The 20,864-nt window shown below is 72.9% G+C and carries 17 protein-coding genes and 3 tRNA genes; 9 read left to right on the top strand and 11 right to left on the bottom strand.

Annotated features, from left to right (window positions below; translation table 11 throughout):
• Positions 1 to 34: 34 nt before the first annotated feature.
• The 6 genes from GD748_RS13580 to leuC form a co-directional block, all read right to left on the bottom strand.
• Positions 35 to 868 carry an ABC transporter permease gene (locus GD748_RS13580; protein WP_152195770.1) on the bottom strand — a complete coding sequence of 278 codons (834 nt, stop codon included), beginning with the start codon at positions 866 to 868 and terminating at the stop codon, positions 35 to 37.
• Positions 869 to 909: 41 nt separating this feature from the next.
• Positions 910 to 1,866 (bottom strand): ABC transporter ATP-binding protein, encoded by a 957-nt coding sequence (locus GD748_RS13575; RefSeq protein WP_152195769.1) that lies wholly within the window; start codon positions 1,864 to 1,866, stop codon positions 910 to 912.
• A 133-nt stretch (positions 1,867 to 1,999) separates the two neighbouring features.
• The gene (locus GD748_RS13570) at positions 2,000 to 2,506 is read right to left on the bottom strand and encodes a mycothiol transferase (protein ID WP_152195768.1); all 507 of its coding nucleotides are present in this window, start codon (positions 2,504 to 2,506) and stop codon (positions 2,000 to 2,002) included.
• 104 nt (positions 2,507 to 2,610) lie between these two features.
• Positions 2,611 to 3,930, bottom strand: a complete 1,320-nt coding sequence (gene murA / locus GD748_RS13565) for a UDP-N-acetylglucosamine 1-carboxyvinyltransferase (protein WP_152195767.1) — start codon at positions 3,928 to 3,930, stop codon at positions 2,611 to 2,613.
• A gap of 394 nt (positions 3,931 to 4,324) precedes the next feature.
• On the bottom strand, positions 4,325 to 5,008 hold the full coding sequence (gene leuD / locus GD748_RS13560) for a 3-isopropylmalate dehydratase small subunit (protein ID WP_152195766.1): 684 nt from the start codon (positions 5,006 to 5,008) through the stop codon (positions 4,325 to 4,327).
• A gap of 17 nt (positions 5,009 to 5,025) precedes the next feature.
• Complete coding sequence (gene leuC, locus GD748_RS13555) at positions 5,026 to 6,459, bottom strand: 3-isopropylmalate dehydratase large subunit (protein ID WP_152195765.1); 1,434 nt, start codon at positions 6,457 to 6,459, stop codon at positions 5,026 to 5,028.
• A gap of 90 nt (positions 6,460 to 6,549) precedes the next feature.
• On the opposite strand from leuC, the gene GD748_RS13550 reads away from it, so the two are divergent.
• Positions 6,550 to 7,272 carry an IclR family transcriptional regulator gene (locus GD748_RS13550; protein WP_152195764.1) on the top strand — a complete coding sequence of 241 codons (723 nt, stop codon included), beginning with the start codon at positions 6,550 to 6,552 and terminating at the stop codon, positions 7,270 to 7,272.
• Positions 7,273 to 7,528: 256 nt separating this feature from the next.
• On the opposite strand, the gene GD748_RS13545 is transcribed toward GD748_RS13550, so the two are convergent.
• From GD748_RS13545 to GD748_RS13535, 3 genes are all read right to left on the bottom strand, one after another.
• Positions 7,529 to 7,601 (bottom strand) — tRNA-Glu (locus GD748_RS13545).
• A 244-nt stretch (positions 7,602 to 7,845) separates the two neighbouring features.
• A tRNA-Glu gene (locus GD748_RS13540) sits at positions 7,846 to 7,918 on the bottom strand.
• A gap of 47 nt (positions 7,919 to 7,965) precedes the next feature.
• Positions 7,966 to 8,037, bottom strand: a tRNA-Gln gene (locus GD748_RS13535).
• Between the two features lie 230 nt (positions 8,038 to 8,267).
• Between GD748_RS13535 and GD748_RS13530 the strand changes: the two genes are divergently transcribed.
• Both GD748_RS13530 and GD748_RS13525 read left to right on the top strand, forming a co-directional pair.
• Positions 8,268 to 8,918 (top strand): hypothetical protein, encoded by a 651-nt coding sequence (locus GD748_RS13530; RefSeq protein ID WP_152195763.1) that lies wholly within the window; start codon positions 8,268 to 8,270, stop codon positions 8,916 to 8,918.
• 114 nt (positions 8,919 to 9,032) lie between these two features.
• On the top strand, positions 9,033 to 9,638 hold the full coding sequence (locus tag GD748_RS13525; RefSeq protein ID WP_152195762.1) for a DinB family protein: 606 nt from the start codon (positions 9,033 to 9,035) through the stop codon (positions 9,636 to 9,638).
• Positions 9,639 to 9,712: 74 nt separating this feature from the next.
• On the opposite strand, the gene gltX is transcribed toward GD748_RS13525, so the two are convergent.
• Entirely contained in the window at positions 9,713 to 11,245 is a 1,533-nt protein-coding gene (gene gltX, locus GD748_RS13520) for a glutamate--tRNA ligase (RefSeq protein WP_152195761.1), read from the bottom strand.
• 108 nt (positions 11,246 to 11,353) lie between these two features.
• Here gltX and GD748_RS13515 point away from each other — a divergent pair, with 108 nt between their 5' ends.
• Positions 11,354 to 12,532, top strand: coding sequence for a MalY/PatB family protein (locus GD748_RS13515; RefSeq protein ID WP_226921367.1), 1,179 nt, complete (start codon positions 11,354 to 11,356; stop codon positions 12,530 to 12,532).
• Positions 12,533 to 12,694: 162 nt separating this feature from the next.
• Here GD748_RS13515 and GD748_RS13510 read toward each other — a convergent pair whose 3' ends face one another.
• Positions 12,695 to 13,468 carry a fumarylacetoacetate hydrolase family protein gene (locus tag GD748_RS13510; RefSeq protein WP_152195760.1) on the bottom strand — a complete coding sequence of 258 codons (774 nt, stop codon included), beginning with the start codon at positions 13,466 to 13,468 and terminating at the stop codon, positions 12,695 to 12,697.
• Between the two features lie 820 nt (positions 13,469 to 14,288).
• Between GD748_RS13510 and GD748_RS13505 the strand changes: the two genes are divergently transcribed.
• Genes GD748_RS13505 through GD748_RS13485 form a run of 5 tightly spaced genes read left to right on the top strand, consistent with a single transcriptional unit; the run spans position 14,289 to position 20,812 of the window.
• On the top strand, positions 14,289 to 15,518 hold the full coding sequence (locus tag GD748_RS13505; protein WP_152195759.1) for a peroxidase-related enzyme: 1,230 nt from the start codon (positions 14,289 to 14,291) through the stop codon (positions 15,516 to 15,518).
• Entirely contained in the window at positions 15,515 to 16,597 is a 1,083-nt protein-coding gene (locus GD748_RS13500; protein WP_152195758.1) for an ABC transporter substrate-binding protein, read from the top strand. Before GD748_RS13505 ends, GD748_RS13500 begins: the two co-directional genes overlap by 4 nt.
• Entirely contained in the window at positions 16,594 to 17,829 is a 1,236-nt protein-coding gene (locus tag GD748_RS13495; RefSeq protein WP_226921365.1) for a FecCD family ABC transporter permease, read from the top strand. Before GD748_RS13500 ends, GD748_RS13495 begins: the two co-directional genes overlap by 4 nt.
• A complete protein-coding gene (locus GD748_RS13490; protein ID WP_152195757.1) occupies positions 17,826 to 18,662 on the top strand; it encodes an ABC transporter ATP-binding protein in 837 nt (278 codons plus the stop codon). Before GD748_RS13495 ends, GD748_RS13490 begins: the two co-directional genes overlap by 4 nt.
• Entirely contained in the window at positions 18,659 to 20,812 is a 2,154-nt protein-coding gene (locus GD748_RS13485) for an FAD/NAD(P)-binding protein (RefSeq protein WP_226921363.1), read from the top strand. Before GD748_RS13490 ends, GD748_RS13485 begins: the two co-directional genes overlap by 4 nt.
• Positions 20,813 to 20,864: the final 52 nt, after the last annotated feature.

Here is a 20,864-nt window from a genome sequence, read left to right as displayed (position 1 = left end):
AGGTCGGGCGAGGCGGGGCGGGCGGTCTCCCGCCTCAGCGTCGTGGCTCCCAGCGCATCCAGCGGCGCGCGGCCAGCAGCCCCAGCACCGCCCACAGCGCGAGGCAGGCCAGCGGCTGCGCGACATCGGCCAGGGCGCCGGAGGCCGCGGTGCCGTCCAGGCGCACCGCCCCGAGCCCGTGCTGGACGAGGGCGACCACCGGGTACATCGGCGTCCACGAGGCGACCGTCTGGAACACGTCGGGGAAGCTGTGCAGCGGGACGACGATCCCGGACAGCGCGGTGGCCACCATGAGGATCGGCAGCGTGGTGAGCTGGGCGGTCTCCACCGTGCGGGTCAGGCCCGAGCTCGCCGCGGCGAGCAGGGCGAACACCACGGCACCGCCGGCGAGGGCCACCAGGAGCCAGACCGGGTTCTGCACCTCCGGCGGGTCGAGCAGCACCGCCATGGCCACCAGCCCGAGGACGATCTGCGCGCCGGTGATGAGCACCGCCGGGGTGGCGTAGGCGAGCACGATCTCCCCCTTGGAGACGTCGCCGGTCAGCAGCCGCTTGAGGACCAGCTCCTCGCGGCGGGCCACGAACGTGGTGGTGAGGTTGTAGTAGACGACGACGGCTAGCGCGAGCGCCGTCAGCATCGCCAGGAGGGTGCCGGCGAGGGCGCCGGCGGCAGCGTCCCCGCCGGTCAGCAGGTCGCCGCTCGCCCAGGCGACGAACGCCACGGTGAGCGGCGCCAGCGCGACGGCGTTGAACAGTGCGGTCTTGTTGCGGAAGAGCAGGAGCATCTCGGCGCGGACGAGCGAGAGGAGTCGGCGCCCGGCGGGCGCCCGCACGGTGTCCGTGCGCGTGGGCGAAGCGGTGGTCGTCATGACGGAACCTTCCGTGGTGGTGGGGCGAGGGGGCGCGGAGCTCACGCAGCAACCGGCTCGGTTGCGGCCTCGACGTCACGCTCGGCGACGGCGAGGAACGCCCGCTCGAGCGATGCCGGGCTCGCGTCCAGGTTGATGAGTGCGGCGCCGGTGTCCTCGGCGCGCCGGAGCAGTGCGGTCAGGGTGACCTGGAGGTCGGTGGTCTCCAGCTCGACGCCGGTGGCGTCGGAGCGCGGCCAGTCGGCAAGCGCCGGCAGCGCCGAGAGGAGGTCGACGTCGGCAAGGGTGGCGTCGGCCGTGCGGAAGCGGATGCGGGCCGGCTCGGTCGCGACGATCTCGTCGACGGTGCCGGTCCGCACGACGCGTCCGCCGTGCATGATCGCGAGCCGGTCGGCCAGCTCCTGCGCCTCCTCGAGGTAGTGCGTGGTGAGCACGACGGTGGTGCCGTCGTCCAGCAGGGAGCGGACCAGGGTCCACGCATCGCGGCGGGACTGCGGGTCGAGCCCGGTGGTCGGCTCGTCGAGGAAGAGGATCTCGGGACGGCCCATCACGGCGAGGGCGAGGTCGAGGCGCCGACGCTCGCCGCCGGAGAGGGAGGAGACGTGGACGTCGCTGCGCCCGGCGAGACCGACGAGCTCGAGGGACTCGGCCACGGTGCGCGGCGCACCGAGGGTGCCGTGCCACATGCGGGCGGTCTCCGCCGTCGTGAGGTCCGAGGGGAACCCCGCCTCCTGCAGCATGATGCCGACCCGGGGACGGACGGCGCGGCGCTCGCGGTAGGGGTTGCGCCCGAAGACGGCGACCTCGCCGTGCGTGGCGGGGGCGATCCCCTCCATCACCTCCAGCAGCGAGGTCTTCCCGGCGCCGTTGGTGCCGAGCAGGGCGAAGAGCTCCCCGCGGCGCACGTGCAGGTCGACGCCGCGCACGGCCTCGAAGCTGTGCGCGGCGGTGCCGTAGGTGCGGCGGACTCCGTCGACTGTGATCACTGAGTTGTTCATGCCTCTACGGTCCCCCGGGATCCGTGGCCGGGCCGGTGCGTGGTGTCACCGGTGGCGCTGACGTCCGCACGGGCGGGGCATGACAGATGTCATGCCGCCGGTGAGACTCCTGGGTACCCGGTGGCCCGGCGGGTCAGGACCGTTCGACGATGCCACGCACGTAGGCGGCCTGCCCGAGGTGCTGCAGGTCGTCGCCGACGATGCTGACGAGGCGGACCCCGAGCGTCACGGGCTCGTCCCAGGAGTCGTCGACCACTCGGTCGAGGTCCTCCTCGGCGAGGGTGGCGAGGAACTCCACGGTGCGACGGTGGACCGCCTCGAGGTAGCCGGTGAGCTCTGCGGCGCTCGCCCGCACGGCGGCGACCTCGGAGCTGGACTGCCCGTAGCCGGTCGCCGAGGTGTCGAACGGCAGGTCCAGGCGCTGCGACCAGCCCTCCGCCGTCCAGGCCTGGTCCGTGCCCGCGACGTCGGCGATCTGGGCGTCCTGCCCCCGGGCGAGGTGCCACACCAGCCACGCGATCGTGTTCGCCCCGGGGTCGGGCCGGAAGGTCAGGGCAGCCTCGTCCAGACCGTCGAGGATGCGGGCTGCCTCGTCGGGGACGCGCGAGTAGGCCTCGATGAGCAGCTCGGCGGTGTTCACGCCACCAGTGTGCTGCCCGCCCCGACGACGTGCACGGTCGCCGCGGTGAGCCGGGGCCGACGCGTTCACGGTCGGGGTCTGTGCGAGCCGGCTCCGGCGTCGGGCTACTGCGCCAGAGTGACCCTGGCGCCGAGCGCCTCGAGCTTGTCCATGAACGACTCGTACCCGCGGTTGATGATGTCGATCCCGCGCACGCGGGAGGTGCCGTCGGCCGCGAGCGCCGCGATCAGGTGCGAGAAGCCGCCCCGCAGGTCCGGCACCTCGATGTCTGCCGCCTGCAGCGGCGTCGGGCCGGAGATGACCGCCGAGTGGTTGAAGTTACGCTGGCCGAAGCGGCACTGCAGCCCGCCGAGGCACTCGCGGTAGATCTGGATGGTGGCCCCCATGCCGCGCAGCGCGTCGGTGAAGCCGAACCGGTTCTCGTAGACGGTCTCGTGCACGATCGACAGCCCCTTGGCCTGGGTCAGCGCGACGACGAGCGGCTGCTGCCAGTCCGTCATGAACCCGGGGTGGACGTCGGTCTCGAGCACGATGGAGTGCAGGTCGCCGCCGGGGTGCCAGAAGCGGATCCCGTCGTCCTGCACGTCGAACGCGCCACCGACCTTGCGGAAGGTGTTGAGGAACGTGGTCATCTCCGGCTGGGTGGCGCCGCGGACGAAGACGTTGCCGCGGGTGGCCAGGGCGGCGGAGGCCCACGAGCCTGCCTCGATGCGGTCGGCCAGCGAGGTGTGGCGGTAGCCGCCCAGGTGCTCGACGCCCTCGATGCGGATCGTGCGGTCGGTATCGACCGAGATGATCGCGCCCATCTTCTGCAGGACGGCGATCAGGTCCATGATCTCGGGCTCGGTGGCGGCGTTGCGCAGCTCGGTCAGACCCCGTGCGCGCACGGCCGTCAGGAGCGTCTGCTCCGTGGCACCGACCGAGGGGTAGGGCAGCTCGATCTTGGTGCCCTGCAACCCGTTCGGGGCGTGGATGTGGATGCCCTGGACCTTCTTCTCCACGACGGCGCCGAACTGGCGCAGGATGTCCAGGTGGTAGTCGATCGGCCGGTCGCCGATGCGGCAGCCGCCCAGGTCGGGGATGAAGGCCTCGCCGAGCCGGTGCAGCAGGGGCCCGCAGAAGAGGATCGGGATCCGGGAGGAGCCGGCGTAGGCGTCGATGTCGGCCACGTGTGCGGACTCGACGTTGCTCGGGTCGAGGCGGAGCACACCGGCCGCGCGGTCGTGCTCGACGTTGACGCCGTGCAGGCGCAGCAGGTCGGCGACGACGTCGACGTCCCGGATGACCGGGACGTTCGCCAGCTCGGATGCTGCCTCACCGAGGAGGGAGGCGACCATCGCCTTGGAGACGAAGTTCTTCGCCCCGCGCACGGTGATCTCACCGTTCAGGGGCACACCGCCCTCGACAGTCAGGAGCCCGCTCATACACACCTCACCGGCCCCGGGTGCTGATGGGGCCTTGGTCCGTGCGAACCCGGCGGGTCCGCGTCTCGGCCAGGATACGTGTCGCACCGACGACCCGCGCAGGGGCGGGCATGTCGACTCGGCCACAGGAGCCGCGGCCGCGCGGCGCCGTCTGGACCACGTGGTGGCCGGACGCCGCCGGCGAGAAGGCATCTGGCGACCGGCCGCCGTCGTCGAGAACGCATGCCGTGCCGGCCGTCGTCGAGAACGCATGCCGTGGCGGCCGCCGTCGTCGAGAACGTACGCCTCACCACTGCCGCGCCGCGCCGTTCCGCACCGGACGACGGCGGCCGTCAGGCCTACACCGAACGGCGACGGCGGCCGTCCGGCCAGCGCCGAACCGCGACGGCGGCGGTCAGGCCAGCGGCGCGTCGGCGTGGGCGGGCAGCCCCTCGCCGTCGCCGCCGACCGGGCGTGCCGCCATGACGTGCACGGGCGGCAGGTGCTTGGCCGGGAGGGTCTGCGGGCGCCAGGTGGCCCGGGTCGCCTCGAAGGTGGTGATGTCGGCCTCGTTCTGCAGGGTCAGGCCGATGTCGTCGAGCCCCTCCAGCAGGCGCCAGCGCGTGTAGTCGTCGATCTCGAAGGTGGCGTGGACGTCGCCGCAGACGACCGTCTTGTGCTCCAGGTCCACGGTGATCTCGGTGCCGGGGGCGTTCTCGAGCACCTTCCAGATCATCTCGGCGTCCTCCTGGCTGATGATGCCGGCGACCAGGCCCTGCTTGCCGGAGTTGCCGCGGAAGATGTCGGCGAAGCGCGGTGCGAGGACGACCCGGAAGCCGTAGTCCTTCAGCGCCCAGACGGCGTGCTCGCGCGAGGAGCCGGTGCCGAAGTCGGGGCCGGCCACGAGCACCGAGCCGCTTGCGTAGGCAGGCTGGTTCAGGACGAAGTCGGGGTCGCCGCGCCAGGCCGCGAAGAGCGCGTCCTCGAAGCCGGTGCGGGTGACGCGCTTGAGGTAGACAGCCGGGATGATTTGGTCGGTGTCGACGTTGCTGCGGCGCAGCGGGACGCCGACGCCTGTGTGCTGGGTGAACTTCTCCATGGTCGTTCTCTCCTACCTCAGGCGTTGACGGGCTCGGCGGCCGGCGAGTTCGCCAGGTCCGACGGCGCGGACAGCGTGCCGCGGATGGCGGTGGCGGCAGCGACCAGCGGGGAGACGAGGTGCGTGCGTCCGCCCTTGCCCTGACGCCCCTCGAAGTTGCGGTTCGACGTCGAGGCGGCCCGCTCGCCCGGCTTGAGCTGGTCGGGGTTCATGCCCAGGCACATGGAGCAGCCGGCGTTGCGCCACTCGGCCCCGAAGTCGAGGAAGACCTGGTCCAGCCCCTCGGCCTCGGCCTGCAGCCGCACGCGGGCCGAGCCCGGTACGACGAGGACGCGTACGTCGTCGTTCTTCTTCTGTCCCTTGACGATGTCCGCGACGGCGCGCAGGTCCTCGATCCGACCGTTGGTGCACGAGCCGATGAAGACGGTGTCGACGGCGATCTCGCGCAACGGCGTGCCGGGGTTCAGCGCCATGTACTCCAGGGCGCGCTCGGCGGCCTTGCGCTCGCCCTCGTCGGCGATGTCGACGGGGTCCGGGACGGTGGCCGAGAGCGGCAGGCCCTGCCCCGGGTTGGTGCCCCAGGTGACGAAGGGCTCGAGGCTGCCCGCGTCCAGGGTGACCTCGGCGTCGAAGACGGCGTCGTCGTCGGAACGCAGCGACCGCCAGTGCTCCACCGCCGCGTCCCAGGCGGCACCCTCGGGGGCGTGCGGACGACCCTTGATGTACTCGAAGGTGGTCTCGTCGGGGGCGATCATGCCCGCGCGGGCACCGGCCTCGATGGACATGTTGCAGATGGTCATGCGTGCTTCCATCGACAGCGAGCGGATCGCCTCGCCGCGGTACTCCAGGACGTAGCCCTGACCGCCGCCGGTGCCGATCTTGGCGATGACGGCCAGGATGATGTCCTTGGCGGTCGTGCCCTCGCGCAGCGCTCCGTCGACGTTGATCGCCATGGTCTTGAACGGCGCCAGGGGCAGCGTCTGGGTGGCGAGGACGTGCTCGACCTCGGAGGTGCCGATACCGAAGGCGAGCGCCCCGAAGGCGCCGTGGGTCGACGTGTGGGAGTCGCCGCAGACCACCGTCAGACCCGGCATCGTCAGACCCAGCTGCGGGCCGACGACGTGCACGATGCCCTGGTCGGCGTCGCCCAGGGAGTGCAGCCGGATGCCGAACTCCTCGGCGTTGTTGCGCAGCGTCTGGATCTGCGTGCGGCTGGTGGGGTCGGCGATCGGCCGGTCGATGTTGAGCGTCGGGGTGTTGTGGTCCTCGGTCGCGATCGTCAGGTCCGGGCGACGGACGGTCCGCCCGGCGAGACGGAGTCCCTCGAACGCCTGCGGGCTGGTGACCTCGTGCACCAGGTGCAGGTCGATGTAGAGCAGGTCCGGAGCACCGTCGGTGCCCTTGCGCACCACGTGCGCGTCCCAGACCTTCTCGGCCAGCGTTCCGCTCATCGCGTTCTCTCTTCCTCGGCTTCTCGTCGTGCTCTTCGTGGCTTGACCTCGACATTTGCATCTCAGCCACTGAGATGCCAGTATCGACCCATGGACAACTCTAGCGGAGTCGGCGTGCTTGACAAGGCCGCCACGGTTCTCGGTGCGCTAGAGGCCGGGCCAGCCACCCTTGCCCAGCTTGTGAGCGCCACCCATCTCGCCCGCCCGACGGCGCACCGCCTCGCCGTCGCGCTGGAGCACCATCGTCTCGTCGCACGCGACATGCAGGGACGGTTCATCCTCGGCCCCCGCCTCGCGGAGCTCGCCTCCGCCGCCGGCGAGGACCGGCTGCTCGCCGCGGCCACGCCGGTGCTCACCGCGCTGCGCGACCACACCAACGAGAGCGCGCAGCTCTACCGGCGCCAGGGCGACCAGCGAATCTGCGTCGCCGCCGCGGAGCGTCCGATGGGTCTGCGCGACTCCATCCCGGTCGGGGCGACCCTGAGCATGCTGGCCGGCTCGGCCGCCCAGGTGCTGCTCGCCTGGGAGGAGCCGGACCGCCTCCACCGCGGCCTGCACGGCGCGAACTTCACCGCCACCATGCTCTCCGCCGTACGCCGGCGTGGGTGGGCACAGTCGGTTGCCGAGCGCGAGCCGGGCGTGGCATCGATCTCGGCGCCGGTCCGCGGCCCGTCGGGGCGTGTGCTCGCCGCCGTATCGGTCTCCGGCCCGATCGAGCGCATGGGTCGCCAGCCCGGGCGGCTGCACGCGGCCGCCGTCGTCGCCGCCGCCAACCGGCTCACCGAGGTGCTCAAGCGCACCGAGGAGGGCTGAGGTACCGACAAGAAGGGCTCCCTCCCCGGCGGAGAGGGAGCCCTTCGTCGTCTCTCCGGCCGGCGTCGTCGTCTCGCCGGCCGGGTGGGAGCCCTTCGCCGTCGCCGGTGAGGGACAAGGCGGGTCGCCACCACGCCGGCGGGTCGCACCACGACGGCGGGCGCACCACGACGGCGGGGCGCCACCACGGGAGACGTGGGACCGTCAGGAGCACGCAAGAGGCCCTCACCCGTGCGGGTGAGGGCCTCTCAGCTTGTACCCCCAGCCGGATTCGAACCGGCGCCGCCGCCGTGAGAGGGCGGTGTCCTAGGCCGCTAAACGATGGGGGCCTGTTGTGCAGTTTTCGGCTACCTCGCGGCGGCCGTGGAAGACACTACCAGAGGGTCCGACCAGGCCTCGACCCGGGATGCCCTCCGACTCCTGTGACGTCACGCACACGCCGACCCCCGCGGCACACGCAGGCCAACCCCCTGGCGCGCGCGCAGGCGACCCCCTGCGGCGCACGCGCGGCGACGTTACGGCGCCGAAACGACCGATGGCTCCGTACCCGACCGGTACGGAGCCATCTTGCGGTACCCCCAGCCGGATTCGAACCGGCGCCGCCGCCGTGAGAGGGCGGTGTCCTAGGCCACTAAACGATGGGGGCTCGGCACCTGAGGTGCCGGGTGGCCCGCACTGACGTGCCGACCACTGCTGGGGTACCAGGACTCGAACCTAGACTAACTGGACCAGAACCAGTCGTGCTGCCAATTACACCATACCCCAAGGGGGTATAACCGCCGCCGTTCCGCGGGGGTCGTACCGTCGAAGAACACTACCCGAGCGAGTCGCGCTGACCAAACCCGGAACGCCCACCGTGAGCGACCTCACCCGCCATCGGTCCTCGATGTGTGGGGCAACCCACAAGGGGAACTCTCCCCATCGTCCCGATGGCGCTCACGAGCTCGGCGGCGGATACGTTCAGGACAACATCCACACCACCAGGGGGACTCACCATGGCTCGCTCCGTCACTCGCTCACGCACCGCGGCCCTGCTCGCCGCAGCCGCGCTCACCGTCACGCTCGCCGCGTGCGGCGAGGACCCCGCACCGGCGCCCGCGGAGGAGCCCACGACGGCGACCGGAACCGAGGAGCCGACCGGTGCGGAGACCACCTCGGCCGAGCAGACCGAGGAGCCCGCGGCCGCTGAGCCCGCCGTGGTCACCTGGGACCACCCGGAGGCCGAGGGGTACACCCTCTCGGAGAACCCGCCGACCGAGACGGTGGTCCAGCTCGAAAACAGTACGCTCGCGTGCGTCATCCAGCTGACGCACGAGATCATCCCCGACGCCGGCATCGACGACTCGACCTACACCGACACGGCGATCGAGAACGCGACCGGCGCCCTCGGCGAGTCCACCGAGACGGGCCGCGAGGACGTCACCCTCAACACCGACGCCGGCGCGATGGACGCCCGCGAGGTCTCCCTCACCGTCACCGCGGGAGAGGCACAGATGGACGTGAAGATGCTCCTGCGCGCCGCATCCGCCGACCAGGTGCTCGTCGGGATCGTGAACATCTGCCCCGCGGGCACCCTCGACGAGGCCGCCTGGGACACCTTCGTCTCGGGCACCACGCTGCACGGCACCACGGCCACCAGCTTCTGAGTCGCTCGGCGCGCCGCGCGCGGTGTCGGCCCGGGCGGCGGGCCGACCCCGCTCGGGAAGTGCACCGGCTCCGGCGGTGCACCCGAGCAGGTGCGAGCGATAGCGTTCCGAGGCATGGATCCCGACGACGTGCGCCATGCCGCCCAGTGGCTCGCCAATGAGCTGCGGGCACGCCCCACCGAGGACTACGACTACGACCAGCCCGCGCACGGGCTGGAGTGGACCTGCTGGTACACCCTCGAGCACGCGCTCGACGACCTCCTCGCCTTCGCCCTCCAGGTAGCCGGCCACGTCCAGGACGACTACCTCCCCCTGATGGCGGCCGACGGCAGCGACGGCATCACGCGGGTCGACCGCGGGGCCGGCGTCGCGGGCATGGCCGCGTCCCTGGAGGCGATGGCCGAGCTGATGGCCGCCCAGGTGCAGCTCCAGCCCGGCACCGCGCGGGCCTACCACCCGTACGGGGACTCCGACCCGCGTGGTTTCGCGGCGATGTCGGTGCTCGAGGTGATCGTGCACGGCTGGGACGTGCTCAGCGCACTCGACGACGAGGTCGCCGACCTCCCGGAGGACCTGTGCGAGGGCGTCCTGGCACGCCTCTTTCCGGGGTCGCCCGACGCGGGCAGCCCCCAGGAGGTCCTGCTGTGGCAGACCGGCCGGGCAGAGCTGGCCGGGCACGGGAGGCTCTCGTCCTGGCGCTGGGACGCCGCCGTGCGCTGAACGTCGTCACGCGCAGACGAGCTCAGGGCGGACGAGCCGGCGAGCCGGCCGCACCGACGAGCTCAGGCGGTCGGCTACGAGCCGCCGAGCTCGTCGCGCAGGCTCCGCAGCCGGGCGAGGGAGGACTCGCGCCCGAGGATCTCCATGGACTCGAAGAGCGGCGGCGAGACGCGACGGCCGGTCACCGCCGTGCGCAACGGCCCGAAGGCGAGTCGTGGCTTGATGCCGAGCCCCTCGACGACGGCCTCGCGCAGCGCAGCCTCGACGCCCGCCGTCGTGAACTCGCCGAGCGGCTCCAGCGCGCCGAGAGCAGCGTCCAGCACCTGGGGCGCCTCGGCGCGCAAGGCCTTCAGCGCGTCGGGCTCGACGACCAGGTCGGCGTCGGCGCGGAAGAGGAACCCGAGCATCCCGGGCGCCTCGCCGAGCAGGGTCATCCGCTCCTGGACGAGGGGCGTCGCCCGCGTCAGCAGATCCTGCTCGCGGGCGTCGAGGTCGTCGTAGGACACGGCGGAGACGAGGCCCTCGGCGTGGAGGTAGGGCACCACGCGGGCGCGCAGGTCCTCAGGGGCGAGCATGCGCAGGTGCGCGGCGTTGATCGCCTCGGCCTTCTTCAGGTCGAAGCGCGCCGGGTTGGGGTTGACGTCGGCGACGTCGAACGCGGCGACCATCTCGTCCTTGGAGAAGATGTCGTTGTCCGGCGAGATGCCCCACCCGAGCAGCGCCAGGTAGTTGAGCAGCCCCTCCGGGGTGAACCCGCGCTCCCGGTGCAGGAAGAGGTTGGACTCCGGGTCGCGCTTCGAGAGCTTCTTGTTCCCCTCCCCGAGCACGTAGGGCAGGTGCCCGAAGACAGGCACGAGCGAGGCGACGCCGACATCGATCAGCGCCTGGTAGAGGACCACCTGGCGCGGGGTGGAGGAGAGCAGGTCCTCGCCGCGCAGCACGTGGGTGATCTGCATGAGGGCGTCGTCGACCGGGTTGGTCAGCGTGTACAGCGGGAAGCCGTTGGCGCGGACGATGACGAAGTCCGGGATGGAGCCGGCCTTGAACGTCACGTCCCCGCGCACCAGGTCGGTGAAGGTGACGTCCGTGTCGGGCATGCGCACGCGCAGCACGGGCTCGCGCCCCTCGGCCCGGTAGGCAGCCCTCTGCTCGTCGGTCAGGTCGCGGTCGTACCCGTCGTAGCCCAGCTTCGGGTCACGGCCCGCGGCACGGTGCCGGGCCTCGATCTCCTCGGTCGTGGAGAAGGACTCGTACGCGTGCCCGGCGGCGAGAAGCTTCCCCGCGACGTCGCGGTAGACGTCCATCCGCTCGGACTGGCGGTAGGGCCCGTACGGCCCGCCGATCTCCACGCCCTCGTCCCAGTCGAGCCCCAGCCACCGCAGGGCGTCGAGAAGCTGGTGGTAGCTCTCCTCGGAGTCGCGCGCGGGATCGGTGTCCTCGATGCGGAAGACGAAGGTGCCGCCGACGTGCCGGGCGTGCGCCCAGTTGAACAGGGCCGTGCGGATCAGGCCGACGTGCGGGGTGCCGGTGGGCGAGGGGCAGAAGCGGACCCGGACGGCGGAGCCGGTGGGGGCGTCGGCGCGGACTGGTGCGAGGTTCTCGGTCATGGTGGCCACCAGCGTAGTCGCGGCCGTGAGAGGGCCGGGCCACGCCGTCGTGCGCGCGGTAGCGTCGGGACGGCCGGCCGACACGGGGCGGAGCGAGACGGAGGACACGTGAGCACGACGAGCTTCGACGACATCACCATCGAGGACCTGCGCGCGGCCGGGGGCACGAAGTGGGCGATGTTCCCGGACTGCATCGGCGCCTTCGTCGCCGAGATGGACTTCGGGGTCCCGCCGGTCGTCCAGGACGTGGTGCGACGTGCGGCCGACGACGGCGCCCTGGGCTACCTGCCCCTGCACGAGCGTCACGCGGCGCGGGCCGCCTGCGCGGGCTGGCTGGCGAGCACCGTGGGCTGGGACGTCCCCGCCGACCGGGTGCACCTGCTGCCCGACGTGCTCTCGGTCATGCGCGAGACGATCCGGCACTTCACCGCGCCCGGCTCCGCCGTCATCGTGCCGACGCCGGCGTACATGCCCTTCCTCACAGTCGTCCCGGCCGCCGGTCGCGAGGTGGTCGAGGTGCCCAGCCTCCTCGACGACGACGGCCGGTACACCCTTGACCTGGCCGGCATCGACGCCGCGTTCGCCGCCGGGGCCGGCCTGCTGGTGCTGTGCAACCCGTGGAACCCGGTGGGGCGGGTCCTGACCCGCGAGGAGCTGCTCGCCGTCGCGGAGGTCGTCGACCGCCACGGCGGCCGGGTGTTCTCCGACGAGATCCACGCCCCGATCCTGCTCGACGACCTCCCCCACGTCCCCTACGCCTCGCTGGACGAGCGGACCGCCGGGCACACCGTCACCGCTGTCGCGGCGTCGAAGGGATGGAACGTGCCCGGTCTGAAGTGCGGGCAGATGGTCCTGTCGAACGACGCCGACGCCGAGGCGTTCGCCCCCTATGCGGCGGACGTCTCGGACACCGTCGGGCTGCTCGGCGCACGAGCCGCCACGGCCGTCTACACCGACGACGGCGGCTGGCTCGCCGAGGTCGTGGACTACCTGCGCGGCAACCGGGACCTCCTGGCCGAGCTCGTCGCCGAGCATCTGCCCGGGGCCGTGCTCTCGCGCACCGAGGGCACCTACATCGCGTGGCTGGACTGCCGTGGCCTCGGCCTGGAGGGCTCCGCGGCGTCCTTCTTCCGCCGCGAGGCCGGCGTCGCCCTGACCGACGGGATCTCGTGCGGCGAGGCCGGCGCAGGGTTCGTGCGCATCGTCATGGCGACGCCGCGGCCGATCCTACGCCGGGCCGTCGAGCAGATGGGCGCGGCCCTGACCGCCGCGCGCAGCGCGTCCTGAGCGACGCGCGGGCAGCGCGTGGGGGAAGAGCCAGGACTGTCCGGACGTCTCCTCCACACGTGCCCGGCCGCAAAGGCGGTGACGGTGCCGCTGGTGGCGGGCGTTCGGACAGACAGGCGCCACTGTGCAAGTCGACCCGACGGCAACAGGGGGCGCGGGCGCTCAGTCCCGGCGCACGACCGGGTTGGAGAAGGCGCCGATCCCCTCGACCTCGACCTCCACGCGCTGACCGACGTCGATCGGGCCGACCCCGGCCGGGGTCCCGGTGAGGATCACGTCGCCGGGCAGCAGGGTGAAGATCGAGGACACGTACGCGATCAGCTCGGGCACCTTGTGCACCAGCTGGGAGGTGCGCCCGTCCTGGCGGAGCTCGCCGTCCACGCGGGCACGCACGGCCAGGTCGGAGACGTCCAGGTCCAGGGCGAGGTAGGGACCCAGCGGGCAGGAGGTGTCGAAGCCCTTCGCGCGGGTCCACTGGCCGTCGGTGCGCTGGACGTCCCGGGCGGTGACGTCGTTGGCGACGGTGTAGCCGAAGATGACGTCCGAGGCCTTCTCCGCGGGCACGAACTTGCACAGCCGGGAGATGACGACGGCGAGCTCGGCCTCGTGGTGGACCTCGCCGGAGAAGGCCGGCAGGACGATCGGGTCGTCCGGGCCGATCACCGACGTGTTCGGCTTGAGGAAGACGAGCGGCTCATCCGGGACCTCATTGCCCATCTCGGCGGCATGGTCGGCGTAGTTGCGCCCGATGCCGACGACCTTCGAGCGCGGGATCACCGGGGAGAGGAGCCGCACCTCGTCGAGCGCGACCCGCTGGCCGGTGGTCTCCAGATCGCCGTAGATCGGGTCGCCGCGCAGGGCGACGAGCTCGTCCGCGTCCTCGTCGAGGATGCCGTACTGAGGGTTCTCCCCCGTGATGAACCGTGCGATGCGCATAGGGCAACCCTAGTGCGGCCCGCCGGCAGCGCGGCCCGGCGCGATTACGGCCCGGAACGATCACGGCCCGCCGGCAGTACGGCCCGGCACCAGCGCGCCCGGAACGATTGCGGCCCGCCTGCATGCGGCCCGCCGGGTAAGGTCCGCCGGCCGCGCGGCCGCTGACTCGACGTGCGTCCGAAGGGTGATACGCCCACCGGGACCGGTTGGCACTTCAACGGTGGTCACGTAGCGTCACGCCTTGTCGAGGGTGCCTCTTGCTCCCACGGCATCCAGGTCGATCGCGGCGTCCGTCCGCGACATGAGAGGACATCATGAGCATGCACATGAGTGCCAGGCCGCATCTCGCGCCGCGCGCCTCCGTGTGCATGTGCATGCGCGCCGCTGCGTGCATGTGTTGTTGTCCCGCCTGAGGCCACCTCGCGCACCGCTGCCCGCTGCCCGTTCAGTGACCGAACGCCGGCGTCTCGGGGCAGCTGAGCACTGATCAGCCTGCCCACGCCGACTGGGGTCAGCTGAACGCCGATCAGCCGGCACACCCCGACTCGGGGTCAGCTGAACGCCGATCACTCGGCACACGCCGGCTCGGGGTCAGCTGAACGCCGATCAACCGGCAGACGCCGCCGGCCCATGGCTCCGCCCTTCGACGGCGCAGCCCTGTCCCCGGCGCTGATGACCCGTAGCTCCGCGCACCTCGAGGCGCAGCCCTGTCCGCGGCTCCGCCGCGACGCGCTGCTGCGCTCACGCCTCGCCACCCTGCGGCCTGCCTCTCGCCTGGCCGTCGGCCCACCCTCCCGCGCACTGGAATCAAGGAGTACCCGTGTCCACCACCACCGACCACCGGCCACCGACGGCCACCGAGGACCTCGTCGGCGCTCTCGCCGAGCCCGACGAGGCCACCGCTCTCGCCAGGCTTACCAAACCCGACGTCATCCACCACACCCAGCGCGCCCACGAGCACCTCTTCGCCGATCCGGGCCTGCTCTCGCCGGCGTTGCGTCGTGCCCTCGCGGCCCGGGTCGCCGAGCAGCACGGCGCCCCGCGGCTGGCCGGGCACCACCGCGAGCACGACGCCGTCGACCTCGCCATCGCGACCGCCGACCCGACCGTCGCCGCCCTCGTGCGCCACGCCGACCTCCTCAGCCTCTCCCCCGCGCTGGTCGGCCCACGGGACGTCGCGGCGCTCGCCGACCTCGGGATCGACGCCGACGGCCTCGTGCTCCTGAGCCAGGTCGTCGCCGTCACCGCCTACGAGGCGCGGCTCGTGGTCGGCCTGCGGCTCGTCGCGGGCCACGACGACGGCGCAGGCGCGGGCTCCGTGGCGCCGGAGCCCGCCGTCGCGGACACCGGGGAGCGCGCCAAGCACTCCCCGGCGGCCGCACCCAACGGCCTGCCGACGCCGCACGAGTTCACCCGTGACCAGCTCGGCTGGCTGCCGTGGGTCGAGCCCATCGCGAGCGAGGACCTCACCGACTCCCACCGTGCGGCCTTCGCCGGCAAGAGCGACGGCGCCTACTTCCGGCTGCTGGCCCGCCAGACCGGCGTCCTCGCCGCCCGCACCCGGATCGACCACGCCGTCTTCCTCACCAAGGCGGGCCTGCCCCGGGCGGAGCGCGAGCTCGCCGCCGCGGTGACCAGCAAGGTCAACGACTGCATCTTCTGCGCGTCCGTCCACGCGCGGAAGTCGGCCCAGCTGAGCAAGCGTCCCGACGACGTCGACCGCCTGCTCTCCGCCGACGTCGGCCGGGCGGTCGGCTGGGCGCCCACCGACCTCGCCCCGCTCAGCGCCGGCCAGGACGGGCGCTGGGCGGCGATCATCGACTTCGCCGCCGCCCTGGCCGCGAGCCCCGCCCGCGCCACGCTCGCGCACGTCGAGGCGCTGCGCACCCTCGGCCTGGACCAGACCGACCTCGTCGACCTCGTCGCCTCGGTCGCGTTCTTCTCCTGGGCCAACCGGCTCATGCTCACCCTCGGCGAGCCGTACCTGCCCGAGGCCGCCGCATCCACCACGACCACCAGTCCCACCACGACCACCGGAGCAACCCGATGAAGCGCTCGATCCGCACCGCAGCACTGCTCGCCGCGACCCTCGTGCTGGCCGCCTGCGGCCAGGTCTCCGTCGCCGACGGCGGAGCCGCCGACCCGACCGGCGCGGCCACCGACGCGTCCGGGAAGATCACCGTCGTCGACGACCAGGACCGCGAGGTGACCTTCGGCCCGGTCGAGCGCGCCGTCGTCGCCCTGAGCTACAACAACGAGTTCGTCCAGGCGATCGGCGCGGGCGACCGCGTCGTCGGCGTGGACCGCGGCACGTTCCAGCGGGCGCCCTACCTCGGGTTCACCGAGGACGAGATCGTCGGCGAGAGCATCGGCGAGCTCAACTACGAGGCGATCGTCGCGCTCGAGCCCGACGTCGTGATCATCCCCCGCAACGGCACCTGGCAGGAGGCGGAGGAGCGTCTCGCCGAGTTCGACATCCCGGTCGTCGTGGTCACCGCCTGGGACTTCGACGTCTTCCCCGAGACCGTCGAGCTGCTCGGCGAGGTCTTCGCCGAGCCCGAGGGCGCCGACGAGGTCCAGGGCTTCTACGACGAGATCTTCACCACGGTCGCCGAGCGGGTCGAGGGCACCGAGCCGGTCCCCGTGTACTGGGAGACCGAGCAGCCGTACCTGACCGCGCTGCCCGGCTCCGGCTTCGACCAGATCATCACCGCCGCGGGCGGCACCAACATCTTCGGCGAGGTCACCGGCGGGGACGTCCAGCACGAGACCACCGTCGACCCGGCCGCGGTCGTCGAGCGCGACCCAGCGGTGATCGTCCACGAGATGCCGCCGTCGGCCGCCCCCTACGGCGACCAGGAGATCGCCGACCTCACCGCCGGGATCGTCGCCCGGCCCGGCTGGTCGAACATCGCCGCGGCGAAGGACGAGCAGGTCTACGTGACGAACGGCTGGGCGACCTCGGGCCTGTCGAAGGCTCTCGGCGCGATCTTCCTCGCGAGCTGGCTGCACCCGGAGGAGTTCAGCGACGTCGACCCGGCCGACTACCTCCAGCGCTGGGCGACCGAGTTCCAGGGCGTGCCCGACTACGCCGGTGCGGACGCGTACGTCTCCGGAGGTGACCGGTGAGCGTCGGCACCGAGCAGCACCGGCCGCGCACCGACGCCGACGGCGCCGGCAGGCCGACCGCCGTCGGGCGAGGCACCGTCGGACGGGGCACCGGCGGACCGGGCACAAGCGGACCGGGCACCGGCGGACCGGGCAGGTCCGGCAGCGGCGGCCGCCCGACGGCGGCCCCCGGGCAGCCGGAGAGCCAGAACGCCCTGCGGCGGACGCTGGGCAACCACCGGCTGGTCGTCCTCGTCGTCGCCGCGGTGCTCACGGTCGTCGTCGTGGCCGGCTCGACGGCCGTGGGCACGAGCGGCGTGAGCGTCGGCGACGCGCTGCACGTGCTGTGGCTGCTCGTGGCCGGCGGGACGATCGAGCCCGAGTTCGTCCAGACGTTCGGCGTCGTCAGCGACCTCCGCCTCCCGCGGGCGCTGCTGGCGCTGGCCGCCGGTGCCGGGCTCTCGGTCGCCGGCGCCGTCATGCAGGGGCTGCTGCGGAACCCGCTGGTCAGCCCGTTCACGCTCGGCGTCTCCCCCGCGGCGGCCTTCGGCGCCTCGGCCGCGATCCTGCTCTCCGGTGGCACGGTCAGCTCGGCGAACCCGGTGGTGATGGGGTCCGCCCTCGTGGCCTCGGGCCTGGTGACCGCCTTGGTGCTGGGCCTGGCCTCCGCGCGGAAGATGGCGGTCGCGACGCTGCTGCTGCTCGGCATCGCCGTCACCCAGCTGTTCGAGGCGCTCACCGCCGGGCTGCAGTACGTCGCCAACGAGAACACGCTCCAGGCCATCGTGCGCTGGACGCTGGGCTCGGTGAACGACGCCGGCTGGACCGAGGTGCAGATCATGGCCGCGGTGGTGGTCGTGCTCCTGCCGCTGCTGCTGTGGTTCGCGAAGGACATGAACGCCATCGCGTTCGCCGGCGACGACGCCGCCCGCTCGCTGGGTGTCAACGTCACGGTGGTGCGGGTCGGCCTCATCCTCGTCTCGGTGCTGCTCGCGTCGGTGGCGGTGTCCCTGTGCGGCGTCATCGGGTTCGTCGGGCTGGTCGGTCCGCACATCGCGCGGCTCATCATCGGTGCCAACCACCAGTACCTGCTGCCGATGTCCGCACTCGCCGGCGGGGTCCTGCTCGTCGCCGCCGACACGGTCGGCCGCACCGTCGTGGCGCCGTCGGTGGTCCCGGTCGGGATCGTCGTGGCGATGCTCGGCGCCCCGGTCTTCATCTACCTGATCATGACGAGGAGGGCCTCGAGATGAGCGTTGTCCAGGAGCTGGCCGTACCCGTGGCAGCCCCCACGCAGGCTGCCCCGGGTGGGCTGCAGATCCATGACGTCGAGTTCGCCTACGGCAGGCACCAGGTGCTGCGCGGCGTGAACCTCGCGGTCGCCGACGGGACGCTGTGCGCGCTCCTCGGCCCCAACGGTTCCGGCAAGTCGACGCTGACGAAGATCCTCGCCGGCGTGCTGCGGACCAAGAAGGGCTCGGTGCGGCTCGGGGACGTCGACCTCCTCGCGATGCGGCCCCGCGAGCGCGCGAAGGTCGTGGCGTACGTCCCGCAGTCCTCCGAGGTGCCCTTCGAGCTGACGGTCCGCGAGGCCGTCACGCTGGGCCGCACCCCGCACATGGGGCTGCGGCCCACGGCCGAGGACGTCGCCGTCGTGGAGGACGCGATCCAGCGGCTCGGACTGGACGGGCTCGCCGAGCGACGGCTCTCGGACCTGTCCGGCGGCCAGGCCCAGCGGGTGCTCATCGCGCGGGCGCTCGCCCAGCGTCCGCGGGTGCTCCTGCTCGACGAGCCGACGTCCGCGCTCGACCTGCGCTACCAGGTCGAGACGCTCCAGATCGTGCGCCAGGTGGCCCGGGAGGAGGGTGTGGCCGCGCTCATCGCCATCCACGACCTCAACCACGCCGCCACCTTCTGCCAGCAGGTCGTGCTGCTCGACGGCGGCCGCATCGTCGCCGACGGCGCGGCGCCGGAGGCCTACGACGCCGACCTGCTCGGGCAGGTCTACGGCCTCCCGGTGGAGGTGCGGCACGAGGGTGGCCAGACCCAGGTGCGTCCCGTGCTGGACGAGGGTGCGCTGGCGTGAGCATCGACCACACCACGCCAGGCGGGGCAGCGTCGGGCGGTCTCGCGCCGGCCGGGGCAGCGCCGGGCGGTCTCCCGCCGGCCGGGGCAGCGCCGGGCGGTCTCCCGCCGGCCGGCACCGTCCTCACCGCCGCCGGCCTGCCCACCATCGAGCCGCCGGAGGCGGTCGGCACGCGCCTCACCGCTCCCGTGCCTCTGGATCCGGTCGAGGCGGACCTCGTCATCGTGGGCGGCGGTCCGCGGGCGGTGTCCGTCGTCGAGCGGCTGACGGCGCGGTCGACGACGGGCGAGCCGGTCCGCGTCGTCGTCGTCGACGCCGTCGAGGTCGGCGCCGGGGCCACCTGGCGCACGGACCAGAGCCCGCAGCTGCTCAACAACACCTACAGCGCCCACACCACGATCTACCCGGACGACTCCACCCCGATGACCGGTCCGGTCACCCCCGGACCGGACCTCGTTGCCTGGGCGCGTGAGGTTCTCGCCGGTACCCCACCTGTGACCGCCGGCCCGGACGTCGGGTGGCACGCCGGCCCGCGGCCCGGCTGGGTGGCCGAGGAGGTCGCCGCGATCGAGCCCTGGTCCTTCCCGACCCGCCGGCTCCAGGGCGTGTACTTCCGCGAGCAGCTCGAGGCGGTCCTCGCCCGGGGCGGCGTCGAGCTGACGGGGGTGGTGGCCACCGTCGTCGGCCTCGAGCCCGCCGACGCCGGGCAGGGCGCCGCGGCTCCTCCCCTGCGCACCGTCCGGCTGGCCGACGGCAGAACGTTCCGGGCCCGGGCGGTCGTGCTGGCACAGGGCATGATCCAGGCGCGTCGTACGCCCGCGACCGCGGAGCGGGTGGCCGCCGCCCGGCGGCACGGCCTCGTCTACCTCGAGCCGGGCATGCCCGCCGAGCGGGACTGGGACCTCGTCCCCGGCGGCGAAGACGTGATCGTGGCCGGCCTCGGCGCGAACTTCTTCGACGTGGTCGCGGTGCTCACCGCCGGTCGTGGCGGGCGCTTCGTCGCCCGCGACCATCACCTCGACCTCGCCTACGAGCCCTCCGGGCGGGAACCGCACCTGCTCGTCGGCTCTCGCCGCGGGCTGCCGTACCGCTCCAAGTCCTTCTACGGCGGCTTCCCGCCCCGGTACACCCCGCGCCTGGCCACCCGCGAGTGGTTCGGCGCGGCCGCCACGGTGCCCGACCAGGACTTCACCCGGGACGTCTGGCCGCAGCTCGCGCGCGAGCTCGTCGTCGCCCACCTGACGACCCTGGCGCGCCACCACCGTGCGACCGTCCCGTCCGTCTCCCCCGACGACGGCGAGCTGCCGGCGGAGCTGCTGGCCCGCATCGCGCAGGCGGTCGTGCCGGGGCTGAACGATCTCGTGCGTGAGCTCGTGGTCGAGCCCGACCGTCGGCTCGACGTCCTGCGGCTCGACCGTCCGGACGTCGAGGAGCCGACCGGCGCGCAGTGGCGGGCCTGGACCCGGCGCTGGTCGGCCGCCGAGCTGGAGTCGATCAGCAGCCCGCTCACCAGCCCGCGGGCGGAGGTCAGCAGGGCGATGGCGGCGCTGCGCGGGCAGGTCGCCGGGCTCGTGCGAGCCGGGGCGGTCGACGCCGCCTCGGTCGCCCGCGACGTCCGCGGCTGGTTCGACGCCCTCGGACTGGCGCTCGCCTCCGGTCCACCGCCGGAGCGGACGGCCCAGCTGCTGGCCCTCGTGCGCGCCGGCGTCGTCGAGCTCGTCGGGGAGGGGCTGACGGTGAGCGTGGAGGGCGACGCCTTCGTCGCCCGGTCCGCGGTCCGCGGCAGCGTCCACCGGGCACGGGCGCTCGTGGAGACACGGATGTCCAAGGGGCACACCGACGTCACCGACGATCCGCTGCTGCGGTCCCTGCTCGACTCCGGTCGCGCCCGCCTCCACGCGGTCCCCGGCCCGGACGGCCGGCCGGTCACCACGCGCAGCCTCGACGTCACGCCGGAGGAGTTCTGGCTGGTCGACGCCGCCGGCCGCCCGGATCCCCAGGTGATCGTCATCGGCATCCCGGCCGGCGACGTCCAGCCCGGCTCGGCAATCGGCGCGACACCCGGGCTGCCCTCCCCGCTCCTCGCGGGCGCGGACCGCGCGGCGGCGCAGGTGCTGGCGCTCGTGCGCGAGCCCGCCACCGTCGGCTGAGGGCGGCCGTCGATCATGACCTCCCGTCGGCCGGGCCCCTACCCTGGTGTCC

The sequence above is a fragment of the Georgenia subflava genome, from assembly GCF_009193155.1.
Taxonomy (GTDB): Bacteria; Actinomycetota; Actinomycetes; order Actinomycetales; family Actinomycetaceae; genus Georgenia; species Georgenia subflava.
Note: the sequence above shows the minus strand (reverse complement) of the source record. Positions and strands in the feature narration are given on the sequence as shown.

What these genes read in the sequence shown, in the direction of transcription:
- GD748_RS13580 (WP_152195770.1), bottom strand. Translation starts at nt 868, where the DNA reads ATGACGACCACCGCTTCGCCCACGCGCACGGACACCGTGCGGGCGCCC.
- GD748_RS13575 (WP_152195769.1), bottom strand. Translation starts at nt 1,866, where the DNA reads ATGAACAACTCAGTGATCACAGTCGACGGAGTCCGCCGCACCTACGGC.
- murA (WP_152195767.1), bottom strand. Translation starts at nt 3,930, where the DNA reads ATGAGCGGGCTCCTGACTGTCGAGGGCGGTGTGCCCCTGAACGGTGAG.
- leuD (WP_152195766.1), bottom strand. Translation starts at nt 5,008, where the DNA reads ATGGAGAAGTTCACCCAGCACACAGGCGTCGGCGTCCCGCTGCGCCGC.
- leuC (WP_152195765.1), bottom strand. Translation starts at nt 6,459, where the DNA reads ATGAGCGGAACGCTGGCCGAGAAGGTCTGGGACGCGCACGTGGTGCGC.
- GD748_RS13550 (WP_152195764.1), top strand. Translation starts at nt 6,550, where the DNA reads ATGGACAACTCTAGCGGAGTCGGCGTGCTTGACAAGGCCGCCACGGTT.
- GD748_RS13530 (WP_152195763.1), top strand. Translation starts at nt 8,268, where the DNA reads ATGGCTCGCTCCGTCACTCGCTCACGCACCGCGGCCCTGCTCGCCGCA.
- GD748_RS13525 (WP_152195762.1), top strand. Translation starts at nt 9,033, where the DNA reads ATGGATCCCGACGACGTGCGCCATGCCGCCCAGTGGCTCGCCAATGAG.
- gltX (WP_152195761.1), bottom strand. Translation starts at nt 11,245, where the DNA reads ATGACCGAGAACCTCGCACCAGTCCGCGCCGACGCCCCCACCGGCTCC.
- GD748_RS13510 (WP_152195760.1), bottom strand. Translation starts at nt 13,468, where the DNA reads ATGCGCATCGCACGGTTCATCACGGGGGAGAACCCTCAGTACGGCATC.
- GD748_RS13500 (WP_152195758.1), top strand. Translation starts at nt 15,515, where the DNA reads ATGAAGCGCTCGATCCGCACCGCAGCACTGCTCGCCGCGACCCTCGTG.
- GD748_RS13490 (WP_152195757.1), top strand. Translation starts at nt 17,826, where the DNA reads ATGAGCGTTGTCCAGGAGCTGGCCGTACCCGTGGCAGCCCCCACGCAG.